At 73.5% G+C, this 20,266-nt stretch carries 18 protein-coding genes and 1 pseudogene; 9 read left to right on the top strand and 10 right to left on the bottom strand.

Going from position 1 to position 20,266, the window contains the following annotated elements:
• Positions 1-49: 49 nt before the first annotated feature.
• Positions 50-1,480, bottom strand: coding sequence for an MFS transporter (locus ADK52_RS39700; protein WP_324615892.1), 1,431 nt, complete (start codon positions 1,478-1,480; stop codon positions 50-52).
• A gap of 217 nt (positions 1,481-1,697) precedes the next feature.
• Between ADK52_RS39700 and ADK52_RS08425 the strand changes: the two genes are divergently transcribed.
• Together ADK52_RS08425 and ADK52_RS08420 are read left to right on the top strand one after the other, a co-directional pair.
• Entirely contained in the window at positions 1,698-2,099 is a 402-nt protein-coding gene (locus ADK52_RS08425; RefSeq protein ID WP_053689127.1) for a DUF1992 domain-containing protein, read from the top strand.
• A gap of 60 nt (positions 2,100-2,159) precedes the next feature.
• Complete coding sequence (locus ADK52_RS08420) at positions 2,160-4,871, top strand: SpoIIE family protein phosphatase/ATP-binding protein (RefSeq protein ID WP_053689126.1); 2,712 nt, start codon at positions 2,160-2,162, stop codon at positions 4,869-4,871.
• Positions 4,872-4,954: 83 nt separating this feature from the next.
• Here the strand turns inward: ADK52_RS08420 and ADK52_RS08415 are convergent, their stop codons facing one another.
• The 4 genes from ADK52_RS08415 to ADK52_RS08400 all read right to left on the bottom strand — a co-directional run bounded on the left by ADK52_RS08415 (position 4,955) and on the right by ADK52_RS08400 (position 8,537).
• Complete coding sequence (locus ADK52_RS08415; protein WP_234343556.1) at positions 4,955-5,485, bottom strand: M24 family metallopeptidase; 531 nt, start codon at positions 5,483-5,485, stop codon at positions 4,955-4,957.
• A 4-nt stretch (positions 5,486-5,489) separates the two neighbouring features.
• The gene (locus ADK52_RS08410; protein ID WP_053689125.1) at positions 5,490-6,302 is read right to left on the bottom strand and encodes a class I SAM-dependent methyltransferase; all 813 of its coding nucleotides are present in this window, start codon (positions 6,300-6,302) and stop codon (positions 5,490-5,492) included.
• 156 nt (positions 6,303-6,458) lie between these two features.
• Positions 6,459-7,202 (bottom strand): carbonic anhydrase, encoded by a 744-nt coding sequence (locus ADK52_RS08405; RefSeq protein WP_053689124.1) that lies wholly within the window; start codon positions 7,200-7,202, stop codon positions 6,459-6,461.
• Positions 7,203-7,295: 93 nt separating this feature from the next.
• Complete coding sequence (locus tag ADK52_RS08400) at positions 7,296-8,537, bottom strand: Gfo/Idh/MocA family protein (RefSeq protein ID WP_053689169.1); 1,242 nt, start codon at positions 8,535-8,537, stop codon at positions 7,296-7,298.
• Between the two features lie 122 nt (positions 8,538-8,659).
• On the opposite strand from ADK52_RS08400, the gene ADK52_RS08395 reads away from it, so the two are divergent.
• A complete protein-coding gene (locus tag ADK52_RS08395) occupies positions 8,660-9,010 on the top strand; it encodes a hypothetical protein (RefSeq protein ID WP_053689123.1) in 351 nt (116 codons plus the stop codon).
• 64 nt (positions 9,011-9,074) lie between these two features.
• On the opposite strand, the gene ADK52_RS08390 is transcribed toward ADK52_RS08395, so the two are convergent.
• Both ADK52_RS08390 and ADK52_RS08385 read right to left on the bottom strand, forming a co-directional pair.
• On the bottom strand, positions 9,075-9,740 hold the full coding sequence (locus tag ADK52_RS08390; RefSeq protein ID WP_078988108.1) for an isochorismatase family protein: 666 nt from the start codon (positions 9,738-9,740) through the stop codon (positions 9,075-9,077).
• 72 nt (positions 9,741-9,812) lie between these two features.
• On the bottom strand, positions 9,813-10,793 hold the full coding sequence (locus tag ADK52_RS08385) for a GlxA family transcriptional regulator (protein ID WP_053689122.1): 981 nt from the start codon (positions 10,791-10,793) through the stop codon (positions 9,813-9,815).
• A gap of 161 nt (positions 10,794-10,954) precedes the next feature.
• Here ADK52_RS08385 and ADK52_RS08380 point away from each other — a divergent pair, with 161 nt between their 5' ends.
• The 4 genes from ADK52_RS08380 (at position 10,955) to ADK52_RS08365 (ending at position 14,127) form a co-directional block, all read left to right on the top strand.
• The gene (locus tag ADK52_RS08380; RefSeq protein WP_053689121.1) at positions 10,955-11,647 is read left to right on the top strand and encodes a DUF4389 domain-containing protein; all 693 of its coding nucleotides are present in this window, start codon (positions 10,955-10,957) and stop codon (positions 11,645-11,647) included.
• A gap of 199 nt (positions 11,648-11,846) precedes the next feature.
• Positions 11,847-12,482, top strand: coding sequence for a metal ABC transporter ATP-binding protein (locus tag ADK52_RS08375; protein ID WP_053689120.1), 636 nt, complete (start codon positions 11,847-11,849; stop codon positions 12,480-12,482).
• The gene (locus ADK52_RS08370) at positions 12,479-13,345 is read left to right on the top strand and encodes a metal ABC transporter permease (protein ID WP_053689119.1); all 867 of its coding nucleotides are present in this window, start codon (positions 12,479-12,481) and stop codon (positions 13,343-13,345) included. Before ADK52_RS08375 ends, ADK52_RS08370 begins: the two co-directional genes overlap by 4 nt.
• Positions 13,303-14,127, top strand: coding sequence for a metal ABC transporter solute-binding protein, Zn/Mn family (locus ADK52_RS08365; protein WP_053689118.1), 825 nt, complete (start codon positions 13,303-13,305; stop codon positions 14,125-14,127). Before ADK52_RS08370 ends, ADK52_RS08365 begins: the two co-directional genes overlap by 43 nt.
• Before the next feature lie 90 nt (positions 14,128-14,217).
• Here ADK52_RS08365 and ADK52_RS08360 read toward each other — a convergent pair whose 3' ends face one another.
• Positions 14,218-15,933, bottom strand: a complete 1,716-nt coding sequence (locus ADK52_RS08360) for a class I adenylate-forming enzyme family protein (RefSeq protein ID WP_053689117.1) — start codon at positions 15,931-15,933, stop codon at positions 14,218-14,220.
• Positions 15,930-17,762 (bottom strand): CoA transferase, encoded by a 1,833-nt coding sequence (locus ADK52_RS08355; RefSeq protein WP_053689116.1) that lies wholly within the window; start codon positions 17,760-17,762, stop codon positions 15,930-15,932. Before ADK52_RS08355 ends, ADK52_RS08360 begins: the two co-directional genes overlap by 4 nt.
• Positions 17,763-17,943: 181 nt before the next feature.
• On the opposite strand from ADK52_RS08355, the gene ADK52_RS08350 reads away from it, so the two are divergent.
• Together ADK52_RS08350 and ADK52_RS41220 are read left to right on the top strand one after the other, a co-directional pair.
• Positions 17,944-19,101 carry an acyl-CoA dehydrogenase family protein gene (locus ADK52_RS08350; RefSeq protein WP_420714822.1) on the top strand — a complete coding sequence of 386 codons (1,158 nt, stop codon included), beginning with the start codon at positions 17,944-17,946 and terminating at the stop codon, positions 19,099-19,101.
• Between the two features lie 71 nt (positions 19,102-19,172).
• Positions 19,173-19,784 (top strand): annotated as a pseudogene (locus ADK52_RS41220) (transposase); the annotation flags it as partial.
• 6 nt (positions 19,785-19,790) lie between these two features.
• Here ADK52_RS41220 and ADK52_RS08345 read toward each other — a convergent pair.
• Positions 19,791-20,243: a hypothetical protein gene (locus ADK52_RS08345; protein WP_053689114.1), complete on the bottom strand. Its 453-nt coding sequence runs from the start codon at positions 20,241-20,243 to the stop codon at positions 19,791-19,793.
• Positions 20,244-20,266 lie beyond the last annotated feature (23 nt).

Below are 20,266 nucleotides of genomic sequence, written 5' to 3'. Positions count from 1 at the left end.
TGGAGAAAACACCGCGCCCCCGTGATCCGATGGCCGGCCGGAGGCGGTGTCAGGAGACCGGCGCGGGATCGCTCCCCGTCGCGGTGCGGGGACCGGCCGCCGCGGCGCCCGTGGCCGCCTTCCGCTCCATGGAGTCCAACCGCCGCAGACCGGTCCGCCGTTGGACGACGGAGACCCCCGCGACGGCCGCCCCGAGCACCAGCCAGCCCGCCGGTCCGGCCGCCATCACCACGCCGGTCAGCAGCAGCGGCCCGGCCGACTTCTGGATGGACTGGGACATGCCCGCCACCCCCAGGTACGAGGCCCTCGCCTCCCGGGGCGCGAGGGAGACGGCCAGCTCCCAGGAGCTCACCGAGCGCAGCAGCTCCGCGGCCGTGGCCAGCACGGCGGCGGCCAGCAGGGCGATCGAGGCGGCCCAGGCGCCGTGCTCGGGGGTGAGGGCCAGGAGCGTGCAGCATCCGAGCAGGGTCAGCCCGTACAGCCGGGCCGCCGCGGCGGCCTGGCGGGGCCGCCGGACCCGCGCCGACACGGTCATCTGGAGGGCGACGACGAGCACGGTGTTGACGAAGAGGAAGGCCGGGACCACGGCGTGCGGGGCGTCGGTGTGCCCGACCAGCCACAGCGGCAGCCCGACCCCCAGGATCGAGTCGTCCAGGCACAGCGGGATGTCGAGGAGGACGAACCGGAGGTAGCCGCGGTCCCGCCACGGATTCGCGGCGCCCGCGCGGTCCGCATCGGGCACGTCCGCGGTCTCGGACTCCGCGGGCTGCGCGGCCGCCTCCCGGCCCCCGCTCCCGCTCCCGCTCCCGCTCCCGCTCCCGCTCCCGCTCCCGCTCCCGCTCCCGCTCCCGACAGTGCGCCCCGGCCCGTGCCGCTGTTCCCGGGTCCGCCACACCAGCGCCGCGGCCACGACGAACGACAGCCCGTTGCCGAGGATCAGTACCTGGTACGCCTCGCGCGTGCCCACCGCGAGGCCGATGGCGGCGAGTCCCGCGCCGAGCGCGTACCCGGCGTTCGCCACGCTGCGCGACAGCGCCTGGTACGTGCCGCGCCGCTCGCCGGCCGCCCGCGTGGCGAAGAGCATCTCCAGCATCTTGGCCGCGCGGTCGCCGAGCGAGGTGACGGCGACCACGAGCAGCAGCACCTCGAAGCGGGTGAGCACGAGCAGCGCGCAGATCGCGACCAGGCGCAGCAGGTGACAGCCGATCAGCAGCGTGCGTACGGGGAACCGGGCGGCCAGATGGCCGGCCAGCGGCGAGCCCGCGATGCCCGCCACGCCCGCCGCACCCAGCAGCAGGCCCAGCTGCCGCCCGTCCAGGCCGGCCACGAAGGTGAAGAACAGGACGCAGGACGCGGCCCACACGCCCGTCCCGGTGCGGTCCAGCAGCTGGGCGAAGAGCATGATCCGGGCGTCCCGCCCGCCGGGCGGGTGGCGCAACTGCGCCAGCAGCCCGGTCCCGCCCTTCCCGTCTCCCGGCACCTTCCGGTCTCCCGGGCCGTTCCGCTCCCCCACGCCGCGCCGCCAGATCATTCCGGGCCTCCGCATCCCCCGCCAAAGTATCTCGATATCGAGATACTTTGCGGTAGCCTGCCGGAGATCAATCTTGACGTCAAGATAAATCTGCGGCCCCTGCCTCATCCGCGCCGGGGCCGGACACCCCGGCGATAGGCTGGGCGCACGGACGAGAGGAGCAGTCGTGACCGACCGCAAGCCACCGGGCGTCAGCTTCGAGTCCTGGGTGGACCGGCAGATCAGGGAGGCCGCCGAGCGCGGCGAGTTCGAGCGGCTCCCGGGCTACGGCAAGCCCCTGGCCTCGATCGACGCCCCGTACGACGAGCAGTGGTGGATCAAGGACAAGATGCACCGCGAGGGGTTCGCCGCCCTGCCGCCCGCGCTCGCCCTGCGCAAGGAGGCCGAGGACGCCCTGGAGGCGGTCCACGCCGCCCGCTCGGAACGCCAGGCGCGGTCCATCCTCACCGGGATCAACGAGAAGATCCGCGCGGCCCTGCGCCGCCCGCCGCCGGGCCCGCCCCTCCACCTCACCGAATTCGACGTCGACGAGGCGCTCAGGACCTGGCGGGAGAGCCGGACCGGCTGACGGCGCGCCCGGACGCGGCGGTGGCGCTCTCCCGGCCCCGGACGACCGACAGTGCTACAAATGGTTCGTGACCCATCCTTGCAACCCGTGCCGGGGACGTCGGTGCGGTCACTGAGCCAAAAGCGCCCGCGCAGCGTCGCCCGACAGGTATTCGTCCTCCAGGTGGCGATCGTGGTGCTGCTCGCCGCCGGCGCGGTACTGGCCCTCGTACTCCAGTCCCGGCACGACGTGGACCGGGAGGCCCGGACCCGCTCGGTGGCGGTCGCGCAGACCTTCGCCCATTCGCTCGGTCTGCGCCAGGCCCTCCTCGCCCCCGACCCCACCAAGATCCTCCAGCCGCTCACCGAGGTGACGCGCAAGGACGCCGGGGTGGACTTCATCGTCGTGATGAACGACCAGGGGATCCGCTACACCCATCCGCTCCCCGACCGCATCGGCAAGCAGTTCGTGGGCACCATCGCGCCCTCACTGGCCGGCCAGGTGTACACCGAGAGCGTGAAGGGCCCCCTGGGCCAGGAGATCCAGGCCGTCGTACCCGTCTTCGCCGACCCGTACAAGGACGGCGGCCCCGTCGTGGGACTGGTGTCGGCCGGCCTCACGGTGAAGAACGTCACCGGCGTGTTCCAGCGGCAACTGCCCCTCATCCTCGGCACCAGCGCGGTCGGCCTCGCCCTGGCCACCGCCGGCGCGGCGCTGATCAGCAGGCGCCTGCGCCGCCAGACCCGCGGCCTCGGCCCCCTCGAAATGACCCGGATGTACGAGCACCACGACGCGGTGCTGCACTCCGTACGCGAGGGCGTGCTGATCACCGACGGCGGCGGCCGGCTCCTCCTCGCCAACGACGAGGCGAAACGTCTGCTCAGACTGCCGCCCGACGCCGAGGGGCAGCACATCCGGGAGCTGTCGGGGCTCGACCGGCAGATGGCCGACCTCCTGCTGTCCGGCCGGGAGGCCACCGACGAGGTCCACGAGGCCGGGGACCGGCTGCTGGTCGTCAACCAGCGCCCGACCCGCCGCGGCGGCAAGTCCGAGGGCACGGCCGTCACCATCCGGGACTCCACCGAGATGCAGGTGCTCAGCACCCGGGCCGAGGCGGCCCGCAAACGCCTCCGGCTGCTGTACGACGCGGGGGTCGGCGTCGGCACCACCCTCGACGTGGAGCAGACGGCCCAGGAGCTCGCCGACGTCGCCGTACCGCGCTTCGCGGACTTCGTCACCGTCGACCTGGCGGAACCCGTCCTCCTCGGCGACGAGCCCACCGCCGTCAAGGCCGACCTGCGGCGCACCGGGGTGAGCGGCATCCGGGACGACGTCCCGCTCTACCCGCGCGGCCGGCTGATCGACTTCGTGTCCACCACCCCGCAGGCGCGCGGGCTCAACAGCGGCCGCGCCGAGATGGTGACCGATCTGGCCGACGCGCCGGGGTGGCACGCCCAGGACCCGCCCCGGGCCCAGGCCATCGTCGAGTTCGGCGTCCACTCCCTGATCACGGCACCGCTCAAGGCCCGCGGGGTGGTCCTCGGCCTCGTCAACTTCTGGCGCTCCGAGAAGGAACCCTTCGACGAGGAGGACCTGTCGCTGGCGGAGGAGCTCGTCGCCCGCGCCGGGGTCAGCATCGACAACGCGCGCCGCTACACGCGCGAGCACGCCCTGGCCGTGACCCTCCAGCGCAGCCTGCTGCCGCGCGATCTGCCCGAGCAGAGCGCCGTGGAGGTGGCGCATTACTACCTGCCCGCGCAGTCGGGGGTGGGCGGCGACTGGTTCGACGTGATCCCGCTCCCGGGCGCCCGCGTCGCCCTCGTCGTCGGCGACGTCGTCGGGCACGGTCTGCACGCCGCGGCGGCCATGGGCCGGCTGCGCACCGCCGTACTGAACTTCTCCTCCCTGGACCTGCCGCCCGACGAGCTCCTGGCCCGCCTCGACGACCTCGTCCAGTACATCGACCAGAGCGTGGCGGGCGGCGACGGTGCCGAGGGCGGCCTGATCGGGGCCACCTGCCTGTACGCCGTGTACGACGCGGTGACCCAGCGCTGCACGGTGGCACGGGCCGGCCACATGCCGCCGGCGGTGGTGCGCCCGGACGGCACGGTGGAGATCCCGGAGCTGCCCGCGGGCGCTCCGCTGGGGCTCGGCGGGTTCCCCTTCGAGTCGGCGGAGCTGGACCTGAGCGAGGGCACCCAGCTGGTGCTGTACACCGACGGGCTGATCGAGGACCGCGCGCGCGACATCGACGAGGGGCTCGTACTGCTCCGCGCGGCGCTGGCGCACGCGGACCGCAGCCCGGAGGAGACCTGCCGGGAGGTCCTGGCGGAGCTGCTGCCGGTGCGTCCGCGCGACGACGTGGCCCTGCTGGTCGCGCGGACGTCGGCGCTGCCGGCGGAGCGCATCGCCGAGTGGGAGGTCCCGTTCGAGCCGAGTGCGGTCGGGGCCATGCGGGCCGTCGCCATGGAGAAGCTGGAGGAGTGGGGCCTGTCGGAGCTCACCTTCGGTACGGAGCTGGTGCTGAGCGAGCTGATCACGAACGCGATCCGGCACGGCGCCGAGCCGGTCCGCGTACGGCTCCTGCACGACCGGGTGCTGACCTGCGAGGTCTTCGACGGCAGCAGCAGCTCACCGCGGCTGCACTACGCCAAGACCACGGACGAGGGGGGCCGCGGCCTCTTCCTGGTGGCCCAGCTCAGCCGCCGCTGGGGAGCCCGGTACACGCCGGAGGGCAAGGTCATCTGGTCGGAGCAGGCGCTGCCGGACCCGGAGGAGACCGACCCGGTGTGAGCGGGACCGGCCCGCGGTCCGCTACGGCCGCGGGCCCGGCTCGGGCCTCGTCCTCGGCGTCGGGCTCGGCCTCGGCCTCGTCTTCAGGCGAGGTCCAGGAGCTGCTCGTGGAAACCGCCGAAGCCGTGCGGCTCGTCGACCAGATGGATCTCCAGGATCCAGTGGCAGCGCCACCCGGCCCGGTCGGTGCGGCGCAGCGGGGTGTCGTTGTCCGGTGCGATGTACGACTCCGCGCGAGCGCCGTCGATCGTCTCGTGCGGGAACTCCCCGACGAGGTGGCCGGCGTGCCACCCGCCCAGCGTCCGGCCCGCCTCCGCGGCGAGCCGCTCCACCTGCGCGTACAGCTGCCTGCCGGTGATGTGCGGATCGGCGCGGAAGGCGGCGCGGCCCGCCGCGAACACGGTGGCCAGGTCGTCCCTCAGCCGGTGCTTGACCGGGTCCGCCCCGAAGACGAAGGTGCGGCCGAAGTCCGCCTCGTACTCCTCGAAGATCGGACCGAAGTCGGCGAACGCGATGTCGTCCTCGCCGATGACCCGGTCCGGCGGGTTCTCCCGGTACGGGAACACGGTGCGCTGGGCCTCGACCAGACCCAGGACGCGCAGGTGTTCGTCCATGCGGTCAGGTACCTCCATCGTGGTGCTCCTCGGTCTGGTGCTCGGGTATCGCGCGCACGATGACGAGCGACCCCTCGTAGAACGGCCGGCTGCGCAGGTGGCCGAAGCGCTCGTCCCACGCACCGGAGTCGAGGTCGTCCCGCAGCCGGGTGGTGAACCGCTCGCGCACTGCGTCGTCGACGAAGCTCCAGGCGGAGCAGGCCTGCCGGGCGGCGGGGTCCAGCAGCATCTCGGGACGGCCGTAGTAGGCCTCGTTGAACCCGTCGGTGCAGTCCAGCGGGATCGGTACGGTCCGCACCGTCCCGGTGCCGCCGAGGGCCGCGGCCATCTTCTCGAGCGGCGGGTAGCGGCGGGCCTCGGAGTCGAGGACCTCGGGCGCGTACTCGTACAGCCAGAAGTCGCGTACGCGGTCGGGGTCGCAGGTCAGCACGACCGCCGGGCCGCGGGTCACCCGGCGCATCTCGCGCAGCCCCGCCTCGGGGTCGCTCCACTGGTGCACGCTGAACAGGGTCATCGCCCCGTCGAACTCCCCGTCCGCGAACGGCAGGTCCTCGGCGACGGCGTCCACCGCCCGCGGCAGGGCCTCCGAGCGCCGGGCCCGCATCGACCGGGACGGCTCCACGGGGGTCACCGCGCCGGCGGCGGACTCGTACGATCCGGCCCCGGCGCCGATGTTGACCACGGTACGGGCCCCTTCGAGCGCGTCGGCGATGAACCGGGCGATGCGGGGGTCGGGGCGCCGGAAGTCCGAGTGGCCGGAGCCGATGGCGCCGTAGTCGACATCGGCGGCGCTGCCGTCCCAGCTGCGTACGTCCATGGATCCATACCTCGCCTCGTGAGCAGGAGTCGGGAGCGTTGCCGCCCGGGCGGTGACCTCCCCCATAGTGCATCTGCAAGGTCACTCAGGTAAATCAGTTGGCAGATGCCTGGCAAAACAAACAAGAGCCCCGCACTTGTGGACCTGGAGATCCGGTCAGCGGATCCGGCGCACCCGCTGGCTGGTGAGTTCGTACCGTGCTCCGACCACGGCCAGCCTTCCGGCCGCGACCCGGGCGGCCAGATCGGGCTCCGCCGCCAGCCGGGAGCGGACGAGCCGGACGTTCTGGGTGACCGCCGCATCGACGCGCGCGTCCCTGCTCAGCGTGCGGTCGACGGCCGGACGGATCTGCTCCGCCAGGTAGCGCAGGTGTCCGGGCAGCTGCTCCAGCCCCTCGGCGGCGCGGACCGCGGCGGTCACGGCACCGCAGGACTGGTGCCCGAGGACAACCACCAGCGGAATGGCCAGCTCCACGACCCCGAACGCGATGCTTCCGAGCACGGCGTCGTCCAGCACCTCACCGGCCGACCGTACGGTCATCAGATCCCCGAGCCCCTGGTCGAAGACCAGCTCCGGCGGGACGCGGGAGTCGACGCAGCCCAGGATGACGGCGAACGGGTGCTGTCCCCCGACCAGCGCCTGCCGTACGGTCCGGGTGGCGTCGGGATGCCGCTCGTGGAAGGTCCGCCAGCGGGCGTTGCCGGCCGACAGCTCCCGCAGCGCCGCCTCGGGCGTACCGGGCCGCGGACCGTTCGGGCCGGTCCGGGTGGAGCCGCCGGTGGAGCCGCCACCGGCCGCCAGTCCGGCGCCCAGGGCCAGGGCCCCGGTGAGGGCGCCCCGTACCAGGCGACGCCGCCCAGGAGTCCCGTCGGCCCGGTGCTGCTCGGCAAGGACGCTCATGCGGGCCCAAGCTAGGCCCCGCGCGGCCGGGGATCCGGAGGCGGGCCCGCCCTTGGGGAACTCTTGGGCAAATGCCGGGACCGGCGTGGCGGTTCAACGGCCCCCGGACGTGCCCTGGTCCTGGTCCTGAACCTGGCCCTGGCCCTCGCCTGGGCCCTGGCCCTGGTCGAAGTAGGCCGCCACGGCCGGATCGAGCGGCGGTACCCGTCGGGGTGTGCCCCCGTCGCGCAGGGATTCCGTCGCCATGCACCCCGCCGCGACCGCCATCCGGGCGGCGACCGGCGAGGTGTCCGTCGCTCCGCCGTGGCGTACGAAGCGCAGGAACTCGTCGATCAGCAGCGGGTCGGCGCCCCCGTGCCCGCCCGTGCCCTCCGCGTCGGGGACGGCGTACGAGGCGTCCGGCGCGGCCCGGTATCCGGAGCGGCGGGCGTTCCAGACCCGGACCTCGGCGCCCGGGCCGTCGCCGAAGTTCTCCAGGCGGCCGGCGTCGCCGATGACGGTGTAGTTGCGCCAGTAGTCGGGGGTGAAATGGCACTGCTGGTAGGCCGCCAGCACCCCGCCCGCGAGGCGGAGGTTGAGCAGCGAGACGTCCTCGACGTCGATGACGGGGTTGAGTCCGCGCTGGGTGTGCGGGGGCCAGTGGCCGTCCTCCGTGTACCAGTCGTCGGTCTTGGGTTCGCCGGGAGCGCGCCGGTGCGGGTTGTCCCCGTAGACCAGCAGGTCGCCCATCGCCTGGACGTCGTCGGTGTACGCGCCGGCCAGCCAGTGCAGTACGTCGATGTCGTGCGCGGCCTTCTGGAGCAGCAGGCCCGTGGTGTGGCGGCGCTCGGCGTGCCAGTCCTTGAAGTACCAGTCGCCGCCGTAGCCGACGAAGTGCCGGACCCAGACGGTCCTGACCCGCCCGATCGCCCCGGCCGCGATCAGCTCGCGCATCATCCGCACGACGGGCATGTGCCGCATGTTGTGCCCGACGTACAGGCGGGTGCCCGTCGCGCGGGCGGTGCGCAGGATCTCGTCGCAGCCGTCGACGGTGATGGCGAGCGGCTTCTCGACGAAGACGGGCTTGCGGGCGATGAGCGTCCGGCAGGCCAGATCGGTGTGGGTGTGGTCGGGGGTCAGGACGAGGACGGCGTCGACGTCCGGATCCTCGATCACGGTTGCGGGATCGGGGGTGGCGTACGCGCCCGGGAAGGCTGCGGCGGCCTCCGCCCGGGCCCGCGGATCGGGATCCGCGACGGCGGTGACGGTCGCGCCGCGGCCGGGCCGGTGCGCCGTCCGCGCGATGCTGCCCCGGAGCCCGTATCCGAGGACGCCGATGCGAAGGTCGGTGGTCATGGACGGGTCCTTTCCCGGCTCGGCCGCGTTCATCCGCCCGGCCGAGCACCGGATGCCGCCCTCGCCCCGCCGGGGCAGGCTGTGGGCAAGGCAGTCACCACCGCACAGACGAGGACCGCGCCATGTCCCACAGCCGGCGTATCGGCGTCATCACCGCGGCCGCAGCACTGCTGCTGACCGCCACCGCCTGCTCGGGCCTGGGCCGGAGCACCGTCGGCATGCTGACGTTCCGCGGCCACGACTCGCCGGCGGAGCTGAGTTACTCGAACACCTCGGTGAACGGATGCCACAGGATCGCCCTCCCGAAGGGCGCCACCCACGTGGAGAACAACACCCTCGTCGACGTCGTGCTGTACAGGACGGCGGACTGCACCACGCCCTTGGGGAACGAAGGCATCTACGTCGCCACCACGCTCTCGAACGTCACGGCCCCGGTCAGCCTCCCCTGGCGCAGCTTCAGCGTCATCCACTGACCCGGGATCCACGCCTCGGCAGGGGCCCCGGACCGGCCGGTCCGGGGCTCTCCCGCGTTCCGGGTCAGGCCGGGAGGGAGTCGACCGTGGGGGCCACCGGGGCGAACAGGTCGGCGATCGTCGTGAGGCCGGCCGCCTGGAGGATGGCGGCCGGGACCAGCGTGCCGTCGGGCGCCTTGAGGGAGCGCGTCGCGGTGGCCTCGGCGACGACGACCGGGCGGTAGCCCAGGTTGAAGGCGCCCTGGGCGGTGAACGTGACGCACATGTGCGTCATGAACCCGGCTATCACGAGGTCGGGTCCGGCGCCCAGCTCCCGCAGGGTCTTCTCCAGTTCGGTGGCGTGGAAGGCGTTCGGGAACTGCTTGACCACGACCGGCTCCCCGGCCAGCGGCGCGACCTCGGCACTGATGGCGCCGATCTCCGCCCGGATGTCGTACGGGGTCCCCTCGCCGCCGTCGTTGACGACGTGCACGACCGGTGTGCCCGCGGCCCGGGCCCCGGCCAGCAGGCGGGCGCCCGCCGCCAGGGCCGGTTCGGCGCCGTCCAGGGCCATCACACCGGAGCGGTAGGTGTTCTGGAAGTCGACCATGACCAGGACGGACTCCGCCAGGCGGGGCAGCGTGCCGGGCAGGCCGACCACGTCGCGCAGGGACTTGGACGCGGTGGTCGCGGTGGATCCGGTGGTTGCAGTGGTTGCGGAAGTTGCAGTGGTTGCGGTGGATTCAGACATGGTGAAGCGCGTCCTTCTCTCGGGAAACGGGCACGGCGAAGCCGCGGCCCGGCGCGCGGTCGCGCCGGGCGGTCAGTGGGCGGTACGGAAGCGGCGGCGGTACGCGGCCGGGGTCGTCGCGATCTGCTTGCGGAAGGCCCGGTGCAGGGTTTCCACCGAGCCCAGGCCGGCCGCCGCGGCGACCTGCTCCAGCGGCTGGTCGGTGGTCTCCAGCAGCCGGCGGGCGGCTTCCACCCGTACGGCCTCCACGTAGGCGGCGGGGCTGGTCCCCAGCTCCTTGCGGAAGGTACGGGCGAAATGGCGCTCGCTCAGGCTCATCCGGGCCGCGAGGGCGGCCGCCGACAGGTCCGCGCCGAGGTGTTCGCAGATGTAGCCCCGCAGGGCGTCGATGTCCCTGCGGGAGGCCGCCGGGCGGCTGAGCGGCACGCTGAACTGGCTCTGGCCGCCCTGCCGCTTGAGGTACATGACCAGCTGCCTGGCGACCGCGAGGGCCAGTTCCTCGCCGTGGTCCTCGGCCACCAGGGCCAGCGTCAGGTCCATGCAGGCGCTGATCCCGGCCCCGGTCCACACCCGGCCGGAGCGGACGAAGATCGGGTCCGGGTCGACCTCGACCCGCGGGTGCTCGGCCGCCAGCTGGCCGGCCGTGGACCAGTGGGTGGTGGCCCGGCGCCCGTCCAGCAGGCCGGCCGCCGCCAGCAGGTGGGCGCCGACGCACACCGAGGCCACGCGCGCGGCGTGCGGGGCGGTGGCGGCGACCCACCGCACCACTGCCTCGTCGACGCGCGCGACCGGGCCCTCCTCCGCCGGCTCGACGGCGCCGGGCACCACGAGGGTGTCCACGGCGGAGCCGACCTCGGCGAAGGAGAGGTCGGTGACCAGCCGGACGCCGGCCGAGGTGGTGACCTGGCCGCCGTCCGGGCCCGCCAGTCGTACGTCGTACAGCCGGCGCCCGGCCTCCCGGCTCGCGAGGGCGAAGACCTCGGCGGGGCCGGTGACGTCGAGCAGGTCGACATCGGGGAAGACCGCGATCACGACGCGGTGGGGCGTGGACATGCGTCCATCCTGGCCGGACGGGCAGATGGCCGCAATGACGGTTGTCTGTCACATCCGGACGCCCCGGACGCCGAGTGGAGCCCGCCGCGTGCGGCACGGATGATGGAGGGACACAAGGTCCGGGGGGTTCGACGACGCCGGACACGGGACGGTGACGCATCATGTCCGCGAACGCTTCGTACCACCGGTCGGTCAGGGTGAGCGCCGACCTCGACAGCCCGCTGTCGCGCTGGCTCTGGCTGGTGAAGTGGATCCTGGCGATCCCCCACTACATCGTGCTGTTCTTCCTGTGGATCGCCTTCATCGTGGTCAGCGTGATCGCCTTCTTCGCGATCCTGTTCACCGAGCGCTACCCGCGCGGCCTGTTCGACTTCAACGTCGGCGTGCTCCGCTGGTCGTGGCGGGTCTCGTTCTACGCGTACGGCGCCCTCGGCACCGACCGGTACCCGCCCTTCAGCCTGGGGCCGGAGCCGGGCTATCCGGCACGCCTGGAGGTGGCCTACCCGGAGCGCCTGTCCCGGCCACTGGTGCTGGTGAAGTGGTGGCTGCTGGCGATCCCGCACTACCTGATCATCGCCTTCTTCATCGGCGGCGGCATGCGCCACGGCTGGTGCGGAGGCGGCGGTCTGATCACGCTGCTGGCGCTCATCGCGGCGGTGGCGCTCGCCTTCACCGCGACGTACCCGCGCGGCCTGTTCGACCTGATCGTGGGGCTGCACCGATGGGTGCTGCGCGTCGCCGCGTACGCCACGCTGATGACGGACGAGTACCCGCCGTTCCGGCTCGACCAGGGCGGCACCGACCCGGCACCCGCCCCGGCCTCGGACCCGGCGGCCCTACCTGACCTGAGCTGACGCGGCCTGTCCTGATCCGGCCTGTCCCGATCCGGCCTGGCCCGACCCGGCCTGTCCTGACCCGACCTTTCCCGACCCGACCTTTCCCGACCCGAACCGAAACGGATCCGCCGCCCGCCGCCGGAACCGGGAGCGGCCCGCGTCCGACCAACTCCGCGTGCGGGGGGCCACCCGGCACCGGACGACGGGAGGGCGACGGATGGGCGGGCTGGACGTACGCATGCGGGGGGTCGCCTGCCGCCACGGCCGGATCGAGGCGGTCGCCGAGGTGGACCTGGAGATCGCGGCGGGCGAGCGGGTCGCGCTGACCGGGACCAACGGCTCGGGCAAGACCACGCTGCTGCGCGCGGTCCTCGGGCTGCACCGCCAGGTGTCCGGGAGCATCCTGGTCGGCGGCCGCGGCACCGGCTCGGCCGCCGAATGGGCCTGGCGGCGGCGCTCCTGCGCCTGGATCCCGCAGAAACCGGCGGCCGGCCGGTTCCCGCTCCTCGGGGACGAGCTGCTGGCCAGCGGCGGCGCACCGGCCGAGGCGGCCGAAGCGGCACGGAAACTGGGCGTCGGCGCGCTGCTCGACAGGCCGCTGCACACGCTGTCCGGCGGGCAGTTGCAGCGGATGTACCTGGCCCGGGCGATCGGCGCGGTGGCGGCGGGGGCCGAGGTGCTCCTGGCCGACGAGCCGACCGCCGCACTGGATTTCGACGGCCAGGAGGAGGCGGCCGACGTACTGGCCGCCCTGCCGGTGACCCTCGTCGTGGTGACGCACGACCGGGCGCTCGCGCAGCGCTGTGACCGCGTACTGGAGATGGCCGCGGGCCGGCTGCGGGAGGTCGCGTGATCCTCGCCGGAGCCGACCTCGGCGAACTGCTCCAGCTGGTCCCCGTGCAGAGGGCGGGCTTCGCCCTGCTGCTGGCGGCGATCGGCCTGCCGGTGATCGGCGTGGTCATCGTGGGGCTCGACATCATGCCGGTGCGCTTCGCGATGATGCACGTCGCCCTGCTGGGCATCGCGGTCGGGCTCCTGACCGGGCTCGATCCGATGCTGTGCGCCCTCGTCGCCTGCGCCCTGGCCGGGGCCGGGGTGGCGCCGCTCGCCCGTACGCCGGACGGTCTGTCCGGGGCGATGGGCCTGCTGATGAGCCTGGCCATCGCGGCCGCGCTGCTCGTCCTGGCCGTGTCGGGGGTCAACGCCTCCGGCGCGTTCGCCCTGCTGTGGGGCTCGATCCTGTCCGTGGGTACCGCCGACCTCGTGGTGCTCGGCGCGCTGGCGGCCCTCGTACCGGGGTTGTTCTGGTGGCGGCGGCGCGATGTGGCCCTGCTGCTGTACGACCGTGAGCTGGCCCAGTGTTCGGGCGTCCCGGTCCGGGCGCTGACCGTCGTACTGCTGGTCCTGGTCGCGGTGGCGGTCGCCGGGGCGATCAAGCTCACCGGGGCACTGCTCGTCGACGCCCTCACCCTGCTGCCGGCACTCGCGGCACGCCGCCTGGGCACCTCGCTGCGGTCCATCACCCTGTGGGCGGTCGGCATCGGGGTGGCCGTGAACCTGACCGGGTTCCTCGTCGCCCTGCGGCTCGACTGGCCTCCGGGTCCGGTCCTCGTCCTCACCGCGGGGGCGCTCGTCCTCGCGGTCCATCTCATCCCCGAACGGAGCACCAGCACATGGCGCGCACCCGCGTCCGATTCGCTTCCCTCCTCGCACTGACCGCGGCACTGACGGCCCTCGTCACCGGCTGCGGCACCGGCAACGGCACCGGCAACACCGACACCTCCTCGAAGGACGGCGCACCCGGCCGGCACGGCGGGAAACCGGTCGTCGTGGTCACCACCACCTGGGAGGGCGCCTTCGCCAAGGCCGCCGGCGCCGAGGACGTCAAGGTGATCGTTCCGCAGTCGGTACACCACGCCCCGGACTACGACCCCAAGCCCTCCGACCTGGCCGCCGTCGGCAAGGCCGACTTCGTGCTCTACGCGCCCTTCGAGCCGTACGTGGCGAAGATCAAGGAGGCGGCCGGCTCGAAGGCCGAACTGGTCGAGGTGAACCTCGACAACGACGCCGACAAGGTCAAGGCCGAAGTGGCCAAGCTGGGCAAGCTGTTCGGCACCGAGGAAGCCGCCGGACGGTGGACGGCGTCGTTCGACTCCGAGTACGCGAAGCTGTCGAAGGACGTGCAGGGGTCCTGGCCGGGCGGGAAGAGCCCGGCGGTCGTCAGCCAGGTGTTCACCACCTGGTCCGCGAAGCTGGCCGGGGCCGCGCCGGTCGGCACGTACGGCCCCGAGGCGGTCACCCCGGCGCAACTCGCCGAACTGTCGGGGAAGAAGCCCGCCTTGGTCCTGGACAACGCCCACATGTCGACCGGGACCGTCCTGCCCGATTCGGGCGCCCGGCAGATCGAGATCGTCAACTACCCGGGTGCGGACCTCGATTTGCTGCCCGTCTACCGCAACGCGGCGGCCGAGCTGAAGAAGGCCGCGGGCGCTTCCTGACGCGCCCGGCGCACAGGCATGGGGGTGGGAGAGCAACTCCGGTCGCCCTCCCGCCCCTTGTACCTCTGATGTCGCCGGTCCGCGGGCGCGTCAGCCAGCGTGGGCGAGCGGAGGTGCCGGGGCCGCCGTGGGGGCGGGGCGCGCGGGCCGCGTCAGCCGCTCTCGGAGCGCCGCGCGGTCGGGCTTGCCGGCCGGTGTGAGCGGGAGTTCCGCGAGCACGAGCAACCGCTCGGGGTGTTTGCGCTGTTCGAGCCCGCGGCCGGTGAGGTGTTCGCCGAGCGAGTCGAGCGTGGGGGCCTCGGGGCCGCGCGGTACGACGCACACCGCGAGGCGCTCGCCCATCAGCCGGTCCGGGATGCCGACGCACACCACCTCCCGTACGCGCGGATGCGAGGCGAGCTCCCGCTCGACCTCCGCGGGGCTGATGTTGGCCCCGCCGCGGATCACGATGTCCTTGAGGCGGCCGACGAGGTGCAGGACCCCGGCCCCGTCGATCAGGCCGAGGTCTCCCGTACGGACCCAGCCCTCGGGGGTGCGGTAGCGGGCGTCCAGTTCCGGGGAGGCCACGTAGCACATCGGGGTCATGGGACCGCGCGCGATGATCTCGCCGATCTCCCCGTCCGGGAGCTGTTCGTGCGTGTCGGGGTCGGCGATGTGGATGTCCGCGACGCGGGCGTCGGGCCGGCCGGCCACCACTCCCGTGGTGTTCCCCCCGGCCTCCTGGTCCTCGTCGCCGAGCCCGGTGTGGCAGTTGACCCCGTCGGCCGAGCCGTAAAGGTTGACCACCGGGCAGCCGAAGGCGCGGGCGGCGTCCTCGGCCGTGGTCTCGTCCAGGGCCGAGCCGCCGAGGACCAGGGCGGTGGGCGCGGGCAGTTCGCCCGCGCCGGGGTCGAGGCCTTCCAGCCGGCTTTCCAGCCGGTCCAGCATCATGCGGACCATCGTCGGGACGCCCAGGATGTGCGTCGGCCGGTGCTCGCGGACGGCGGCGAGGGCAGCCTCCGGGGTGAAGTGGTCGAGCAGGATCAGCGTTCCGCCGTGCCGGGCGAGGGTGACGGCAGTGCCGCTGGACCCGAACGCGGACCCGAGCGGTACGAGGAACAGGCAGCGCGGCGGGGTCCCGTCGGGCATGAGCGAGGCGAGGAAGTTGCCCCGGCCCCCGGCGAGCGCGTTGTGGGAGTACGCGACCATCTTCGGCTCCGCCTCCGAGCCGGAGGAGACGAGAATCCGGGCGGCGCTGTCGGGGTCGGGCCGGGCCGCTACGAACGCGGCCGGGTCGGAGCGCAGCAGTCCGGAGAGCGGAATCGTTCCTTCGGGTGCAGTGCCGGGCCGCCCGGCGGCGATGACGTGGCGCAGCTCCGGCAGGGCCGGGACCAGCGACCGCAGCTCGGCGGCAGGGCGGCTGCCCCGGTGCTCGACGGGGGCGATGACCGCGACGGCCTCCGCCTTGCGCAGCAGGGCTTCCGCCTCCAGGATCCCCCGGCCGACCGGGAAGGGCAGCGCCACCGCGCCGAGGGCGGCCAGGGCCAGCTCGGCGATGACCGCTCCCCGGCCGTTGGGGAGTTGGACGCCGACCACCTCGCCGGGCCGTATGCCGAGGCCGGCGAGGCCGACCGCCAGACATCGCACCTTGCGGTCCAGCGCGGTGTAGCAGAGCTTGCCCTTGGCGTCGACGACGGCGGTGGCGTGCAGATCGGCGATCTGCCGGGCCCGGAACAGGCTGTAGAGGTCGAGGTCGGGGCAGATCCCGTCGGCCGCCCAGCCACGGCGGAGGCCGGCGGGCAGCAGGTCGTGCAGGACGACGGTCATAGGAAGCTCCAGGGGTCGGGAACGGTGGGGGCACCGTGCGCGTCGCGGCTGATCGAGCCGGGGAAGCGCGGGTCGTGGTGCAGGTCGGCGGGCTCGGCGGTGACGGCCGTCGCGGACAGGCCGTGGGCACGCAGCTGCGCCAGGGCCTCCGCGGTGGGCAGTTCGCGCAGGTCGTACGCGGCGGCCGCGGGGGCGCAGGTGTCGGTGGGGGCGATCCAGCCGTCCGCGGTGCGCAGCGGCCGCCGGAAGCCGGCCGGCCGGCGCGGGTCCTGCCCGCGCAGCGCCCGGCGCAGGGCCGGGGCGGTGAGCACGTCGGCTGCTCCGAGCAGCGAGGAGTCGACGCGGACTCCCGCTCCGCCGCTGCGCTCGCGCAGGAGCAGTCCCGCCAGTGCGGCCTCGGCGCCCAGGAGGCCGCCCAGTACGTCGAGCAGGGTCATCAGGGAGGGCGCGGGTGCCTCGTCCAGCGGGCGGGCGGCTTCGCCGACGCCGGTGCGGGCCTGCACCATGAAGTCCGTACCCATGGGGGCGCCGGGGATCCGGCCCGCCCAGCCGCCCGTGTAGGTGTAGACGAGCGCGGGGTTCACGGCGGCCAGATGGACGGAGTCGAGTCCGAGCGCGGCCGCCTTGCCGGGGGCCCAGTTGTGCAGGAAGACGTCGGCATCGGCGGCCATCTGACGCAGTCGGCGCCGGTCGGCGGCGGACTTGATGTCCACCTCGACGGCCCGCTTGCCGCGGTTCAGCGCGAGCCAGCGGGCGGAGATCCCGGAGCAGGCGGGCGGCATCCCGCGCAGCGGGTCTCCGCCCGGGGGCTCGATCCGCACGACATCGGCGCCGAGGAGGCCCAGCAGGTGAGCGGCGAGGGGGGCCTGGATCCGGCGGCCCGCTTCGAGCACGGTCAGCCCGGCCAGCGGCCGGGCGGGGGCGGGGGCCACGGGGTCGCGGTACGCGGCGCGGGTCCGGTGGCCGAATCCGTACGGGGTGAGGGTCCAGGGCGCGGCGCCGTCGTGTTCGGCCGCGCGTTCGGCGAGGGTCCGCAGTCGGCAGACCTCGGCGCCGGAGGCCGCGGCCGCCGTCTCGATGCGCCGCCAGGTGTGCGTTCGGGCCGTGGCGTGCAGGGCCGCCGGGAAGGGTGCACAGGCGGTGGCGTACCGGAACTGGAACGGCCGCCATCCGGCGCGCACGGCGCCGAAGGGGGCCTCCAGGGCCCGCCAGAACGCGGCCCAGGCACCCGGGTCGAGGGTCTCCAGCTCGAAGAGGATGCCGTCGCGGGACGTGAACGGCGGTCCACCCGGGGCCGGTTCGGCGGCTTCGCCCTCGTCGGCGCCGGCCGCGGCCAGGTACTGGGAGACCGACAGCAGCCCGGCCCGGTCGGCGCTCGTGGCCACCCCGGCCGCCCGGCCGCCCCGGGCCTGGGCCAGCAGCCCGGCGAGCAGCCCCTGTACGGCGAGTACGCCCGTGGCGGTGGCGGCGTAGTCCACGGCCAGGCCGCGGGGGGCGCCGTCGCGGCGCCCGTGCACGGCCATGATGCCGGTGGCCGCCTGGACGGTGGCCTCGTCGGTCATACCGCTCGACCGGTGCGCCGACCAGCGGACGGTCGCGTCCTGCGGGTCGAAGTCGCCGCCGGACAGGGCGATGTGCGCCGTACGGCCGTCCCGGGGTTCGGCCGGCTCCGGTCTCGCCCCCGCGGCCGCTCCCGCTCCCGCCCCCGCTCTCGCGCCGAGGAGCTCCAGGTGCTCCAGGGCCAGGCCGGTCAGCCCGGGCGGTCCCGAGGCGGCGAGGTGGAGTCCTTCGAGCGGCCGGACCGTGCGGGTGACGGCTGGTGAAGCCATGCCTCTCCTCTTCTCGGATGTGCGCGACGCGGGAACCGGCGCGGGCGCGCACCCGACCAGTTCCTCGGGGAGGCAGTCGGACTGTCGTTCCCACGGGTTCCCGGCACGTTGGAGGAAAGTGGTGCAGAGCCACGGAGATGCTGAGCACGTCCGCGCAGAACTCCCTTTTGACACCGGGGAGTTGAGGGACCGGGTCGCGTACTTCGTCCGGAGCCGGGTCATGCCCTGCGAGCCCGTACTCGACGCCGGCGGGCCACATGCCGCCGCGGCCCTGGGCGAGTTGCAGGCCCAGGCGAGGCAGGAGGGCCTCTGGGCGCTGCCGCTCCCCGTCGAACTCGGCGGCCAGGGACTCTCCTTCGCCCGGTACGCGATGATCGCCGAGGCCGAGGGCGCGAGCGACCACGGACCGGCGGCACTCGGCTCCGCGCCCCTGCTCGACGCGGCCATGCTGTGGAAGCACGGCGGCGACCGGGTCCGCGACCGGTATCCCGGACGGCTGGCCGCCGGGGAGCTGCGCGCCTGCTACGCCATGACGGAACCGGACACCCCCGGAACCGATCCGTTCCTCACCGCGACACGTGCCGAGGAACGGCCCGACGGCGGTTGGCGCGTCAGCGGCCGCAAGTGGTTCGTCTCGGGAGCGGCCGCTGCCGATCTGGTGACCGTCCTCGCCCGGACCGACGGGGAGCCGGGGGACCGCGAGGGCCTCTCCCTCCTGCTGGTCACCACCGACTCCCCCGGTTTCCGCGTCGTACGCGAACTGCCCGTGTTCGGGGCCCGCGGCCAGTGGGAGATCGACTTCGACCGGGTCGCGGTGGACGCCGACCACCTCCTCGGCCGGCGCGGACAGGCCCTCTCCATCGCCGCGGAACGGCTCCAGCTGGGCCGCACCCTGCGCTGCCTGCGCTGGCTCGGCCAGGCCCAGCGCGCCTTCGACCTGATGTGCGCACGCGCCAACTCCCGTACGGGAACGCGCGGTCCGCTGGGCGGCCACCAGCTCGTCCAGCAGCACGTCTTCGAGGCGCTGCTCGCGCTGCGCACCACCCGACCGCTGGTCCACGAGGCCGCGGCGAAGATCGCCGCCGGCCTGGACGCGCACGTGGAGGTGGGGCTGGCCAAGGTCGCCGCGGCCCGGATGCTCCAACAGGTCGCGGACGCGGCCATCCAGGTCCACGGCGCGGCCGGGCTCGGCCCCGACACCCCGCTGCCGGCGCTCTTCCGCACCGGCCGCGCGGCCCGCATCCTCGACGGCCCGGACGAGCTCCACATCACCTCGGTGTCCCGCCGGGTACTCCGTGCGTACGAGAAGGACGAGACGTACGAGGAGTACGAGGCCTAGAGGTGTAGGGCCTGCCAGGACTTGTCCGGCCGATCATGTGACTGGTCGGAGTCGAAGTCGTTGATGTGGACATGGGGCGGGGCGATCTGACGGATGCCGAGTGGGAACGGCTCCGGCCGTTCCTGCCAGTCAGCAACAGGCGTTGTGGCCGGTGGCGGGACCATCGACAGGTGATCGCGGGATTCTGCACCGGGTGCGAACCGGCGTTCAGTGGCGTGACCTGCCTGAACGGTTCGGCCCATGGAAGACCTCGACTGGGACATCTCGGTCGACTCCACCATCGTCCGCGCGCATCAGCATGCGGCCGCTCTCGGGGCGGATTCACCACCAAACTGCACCTGAGCGCGGACGGTCGCTGCCGCCCGCTGTCCCCGATCGTCACGCCAGGGCAGCGGGCGGACTGCACCCAGTTCAAGCCTGTCCTGGAGAAAATCCGGGTACCGCGGCCCGGGCCGGGCAGACCCCGCGGGAAGCCCGCCAGCCAGGCCGCCCGCCTACGCAGGGGATCACGCGGCGGACGGCCAGGTTTCGACGAAGAGCGATACAAGAAACGGAACACCGTCGAGCGGGCCATCAACAAGCTCAAACACGCACGGGCCGTGGCGACTCGCTACGACAAGCGCGGATACGTCTACCTCGGCACCACGACAGCGGCAGCCGTCTTCATCTGGCTTCGAGCCCGATCGCCCTCACCAGGCCGCAGGCCGGGACCGGTCGCCACCCTCGATCTCCTCCGGCCAGGCAATAGGGCGACTGTCCGTCCTGTTCAGGATCCCGGGGTCGGGTGGGAACTCCTCGTTGTGTGGTCCGGACCAGTAGGCCCGCCGCGTGCGCGGAAGGGGTATCTCCACCAGCTTGCTGTCGTGGATCATCCACAGCCCGAAACAGTCGTCCTCCTCGTCATGGATCAGGACCTGCACCGTCTCTGGCCGGGGCCACGGCAAAGACTCCAGGTGCTTCAACAACCCGGATCTACTGCGCATCCGCACGAACTCCGCACCCCAGCCGAACCCCCAGTTCCCTCCGGGCCGCATCTCGAAGAACGCCCCGTTCCAGGTGCGCGATGCGTCGCGCCGCGTCAGTGGCTCCATGACCTCATCAGCATCCTGCGCCAGCACGATGACCTCAGCAATTCTGCTCATGCCGGAATACGACCGTGAACTGC

Origin of the sequence: Streptomyces sp. WM6372, from assembly GCF_001279655.1 — a bacterium.
In the GTDB taxonomy this organism is placed as follows: Bacteria; Actinomycetota; Actinomycetes; order Streptomycetales; family Streptomycetaceae; genus Streptomyces.
Note: the sequence above shows the minus strand (reverse complement) of the source record. Positions and strands in the feature narration are given on the sequence as shown.

Excerpts from the sequence above, each read along its gene's own strand:
- ADK52_RS08420 (WP_053689126.1), top strand. The coding sequence starts at position 2,160 with ATGGTTCGTGACCCATCCTTGCAACCCGTGCCGGGGACGTCGGTGCGG.
- ADK52_RS08400 (WP_053689169.1), bottom strand. The coding sequence starts at position 8,537 with ATGACCACCGACCTTCGCATCGGCGTCCTCGGATACGGGCTCCGGGGC.
- ADK52_RS08355 (WP_053689116.1), bottom strand. The coding sequence starts at position 17,762 with ATGGCTTCACCAGCCGTCACCCGCACGGTCCGGCCGCTCGAAGGACTC.
- ADK52_RS08395 (WP_053689123.1), top strand. The coding sequence starts at position 8,660 with ATGTCCCACAGCCGGCGTATCGGCGTCATCACCGCGGCCGCAGCACTG.
- ADK52_RS08375 (WP_053689120.1), top strand. The coding sequence starts at position 11,847 with ATGGGCGGGCTGGACGTACGCATGCGGGGGGTCGCCTGCCGCCACGGC.
- ADK52_RS08415 (WP_234343556.1), bottom strand. The coding sequence starts at position 5,485 with ATGGACGAACACCTGCGCGTCCTGGGTCTGGTCGAGGCCCAGCGCACC.
- ADK52_RS08360 (WP_053689117.1), bottom strand. The coding sequence starts at position 15,933 with ATGACCGTCGTCCTGCACGACCTGCTGCCCGCCGGCCTCCGCCGTGGC.
- ADK52_RS08390 (WP_078988108.1), bottom strand. The coding sequence starts at position 9,740 with ATGTCTGAATCCACCGCAACCACTGCAACTTCCGCAACCACTGCAACC.
- ADK52_RS08410 (WP_053689125.1), bottom strand. The coding sequence starts at position 6,302 with ATGGACGTACGCAGCTGGGACGGCAGCGCCGCCGATGTCGACTACGGC.
- ADK52_RS08365 (WP_053689118.1), top strand. The coding sequence starts at position 13,303 with ATGGCGCGCACCCGCGTCCGATTCGCTTCCCTCCTCGCACTGACCGCG.
- ADK52_RS08380 (WP_053689121.1), top strand. The coding sequence starts at position 10,955 with ATGTCCGCGAACGCTTCGTACCACCGGTCGGTCAGGGTGAGCGCCGAC.
- ADK52_RS08405 (WP_053689124.1), bottom strand. The coding sequence starts at position 7,202 with ATGAGCGTCCTTGCCGAGCAGCACCGGGCCGACGGGACTCCTGGGCGG.
- ADK52_RS08385 (WP_053689122.1), bottom strand. The coding sequence starts at position 10,793 with ATGTCCACGCCCCACCGCGTCGTGATCGCGGTCTTCCCCGATGTCGAC.
- ADK52_RS08345 (WP_053689114.1), bottom strand. The coding sequence starts at position 20,243 with ATGAGCAGAATTGCTGAGGTCATCGTGCTGGCGCAGGATGCTGATGAG.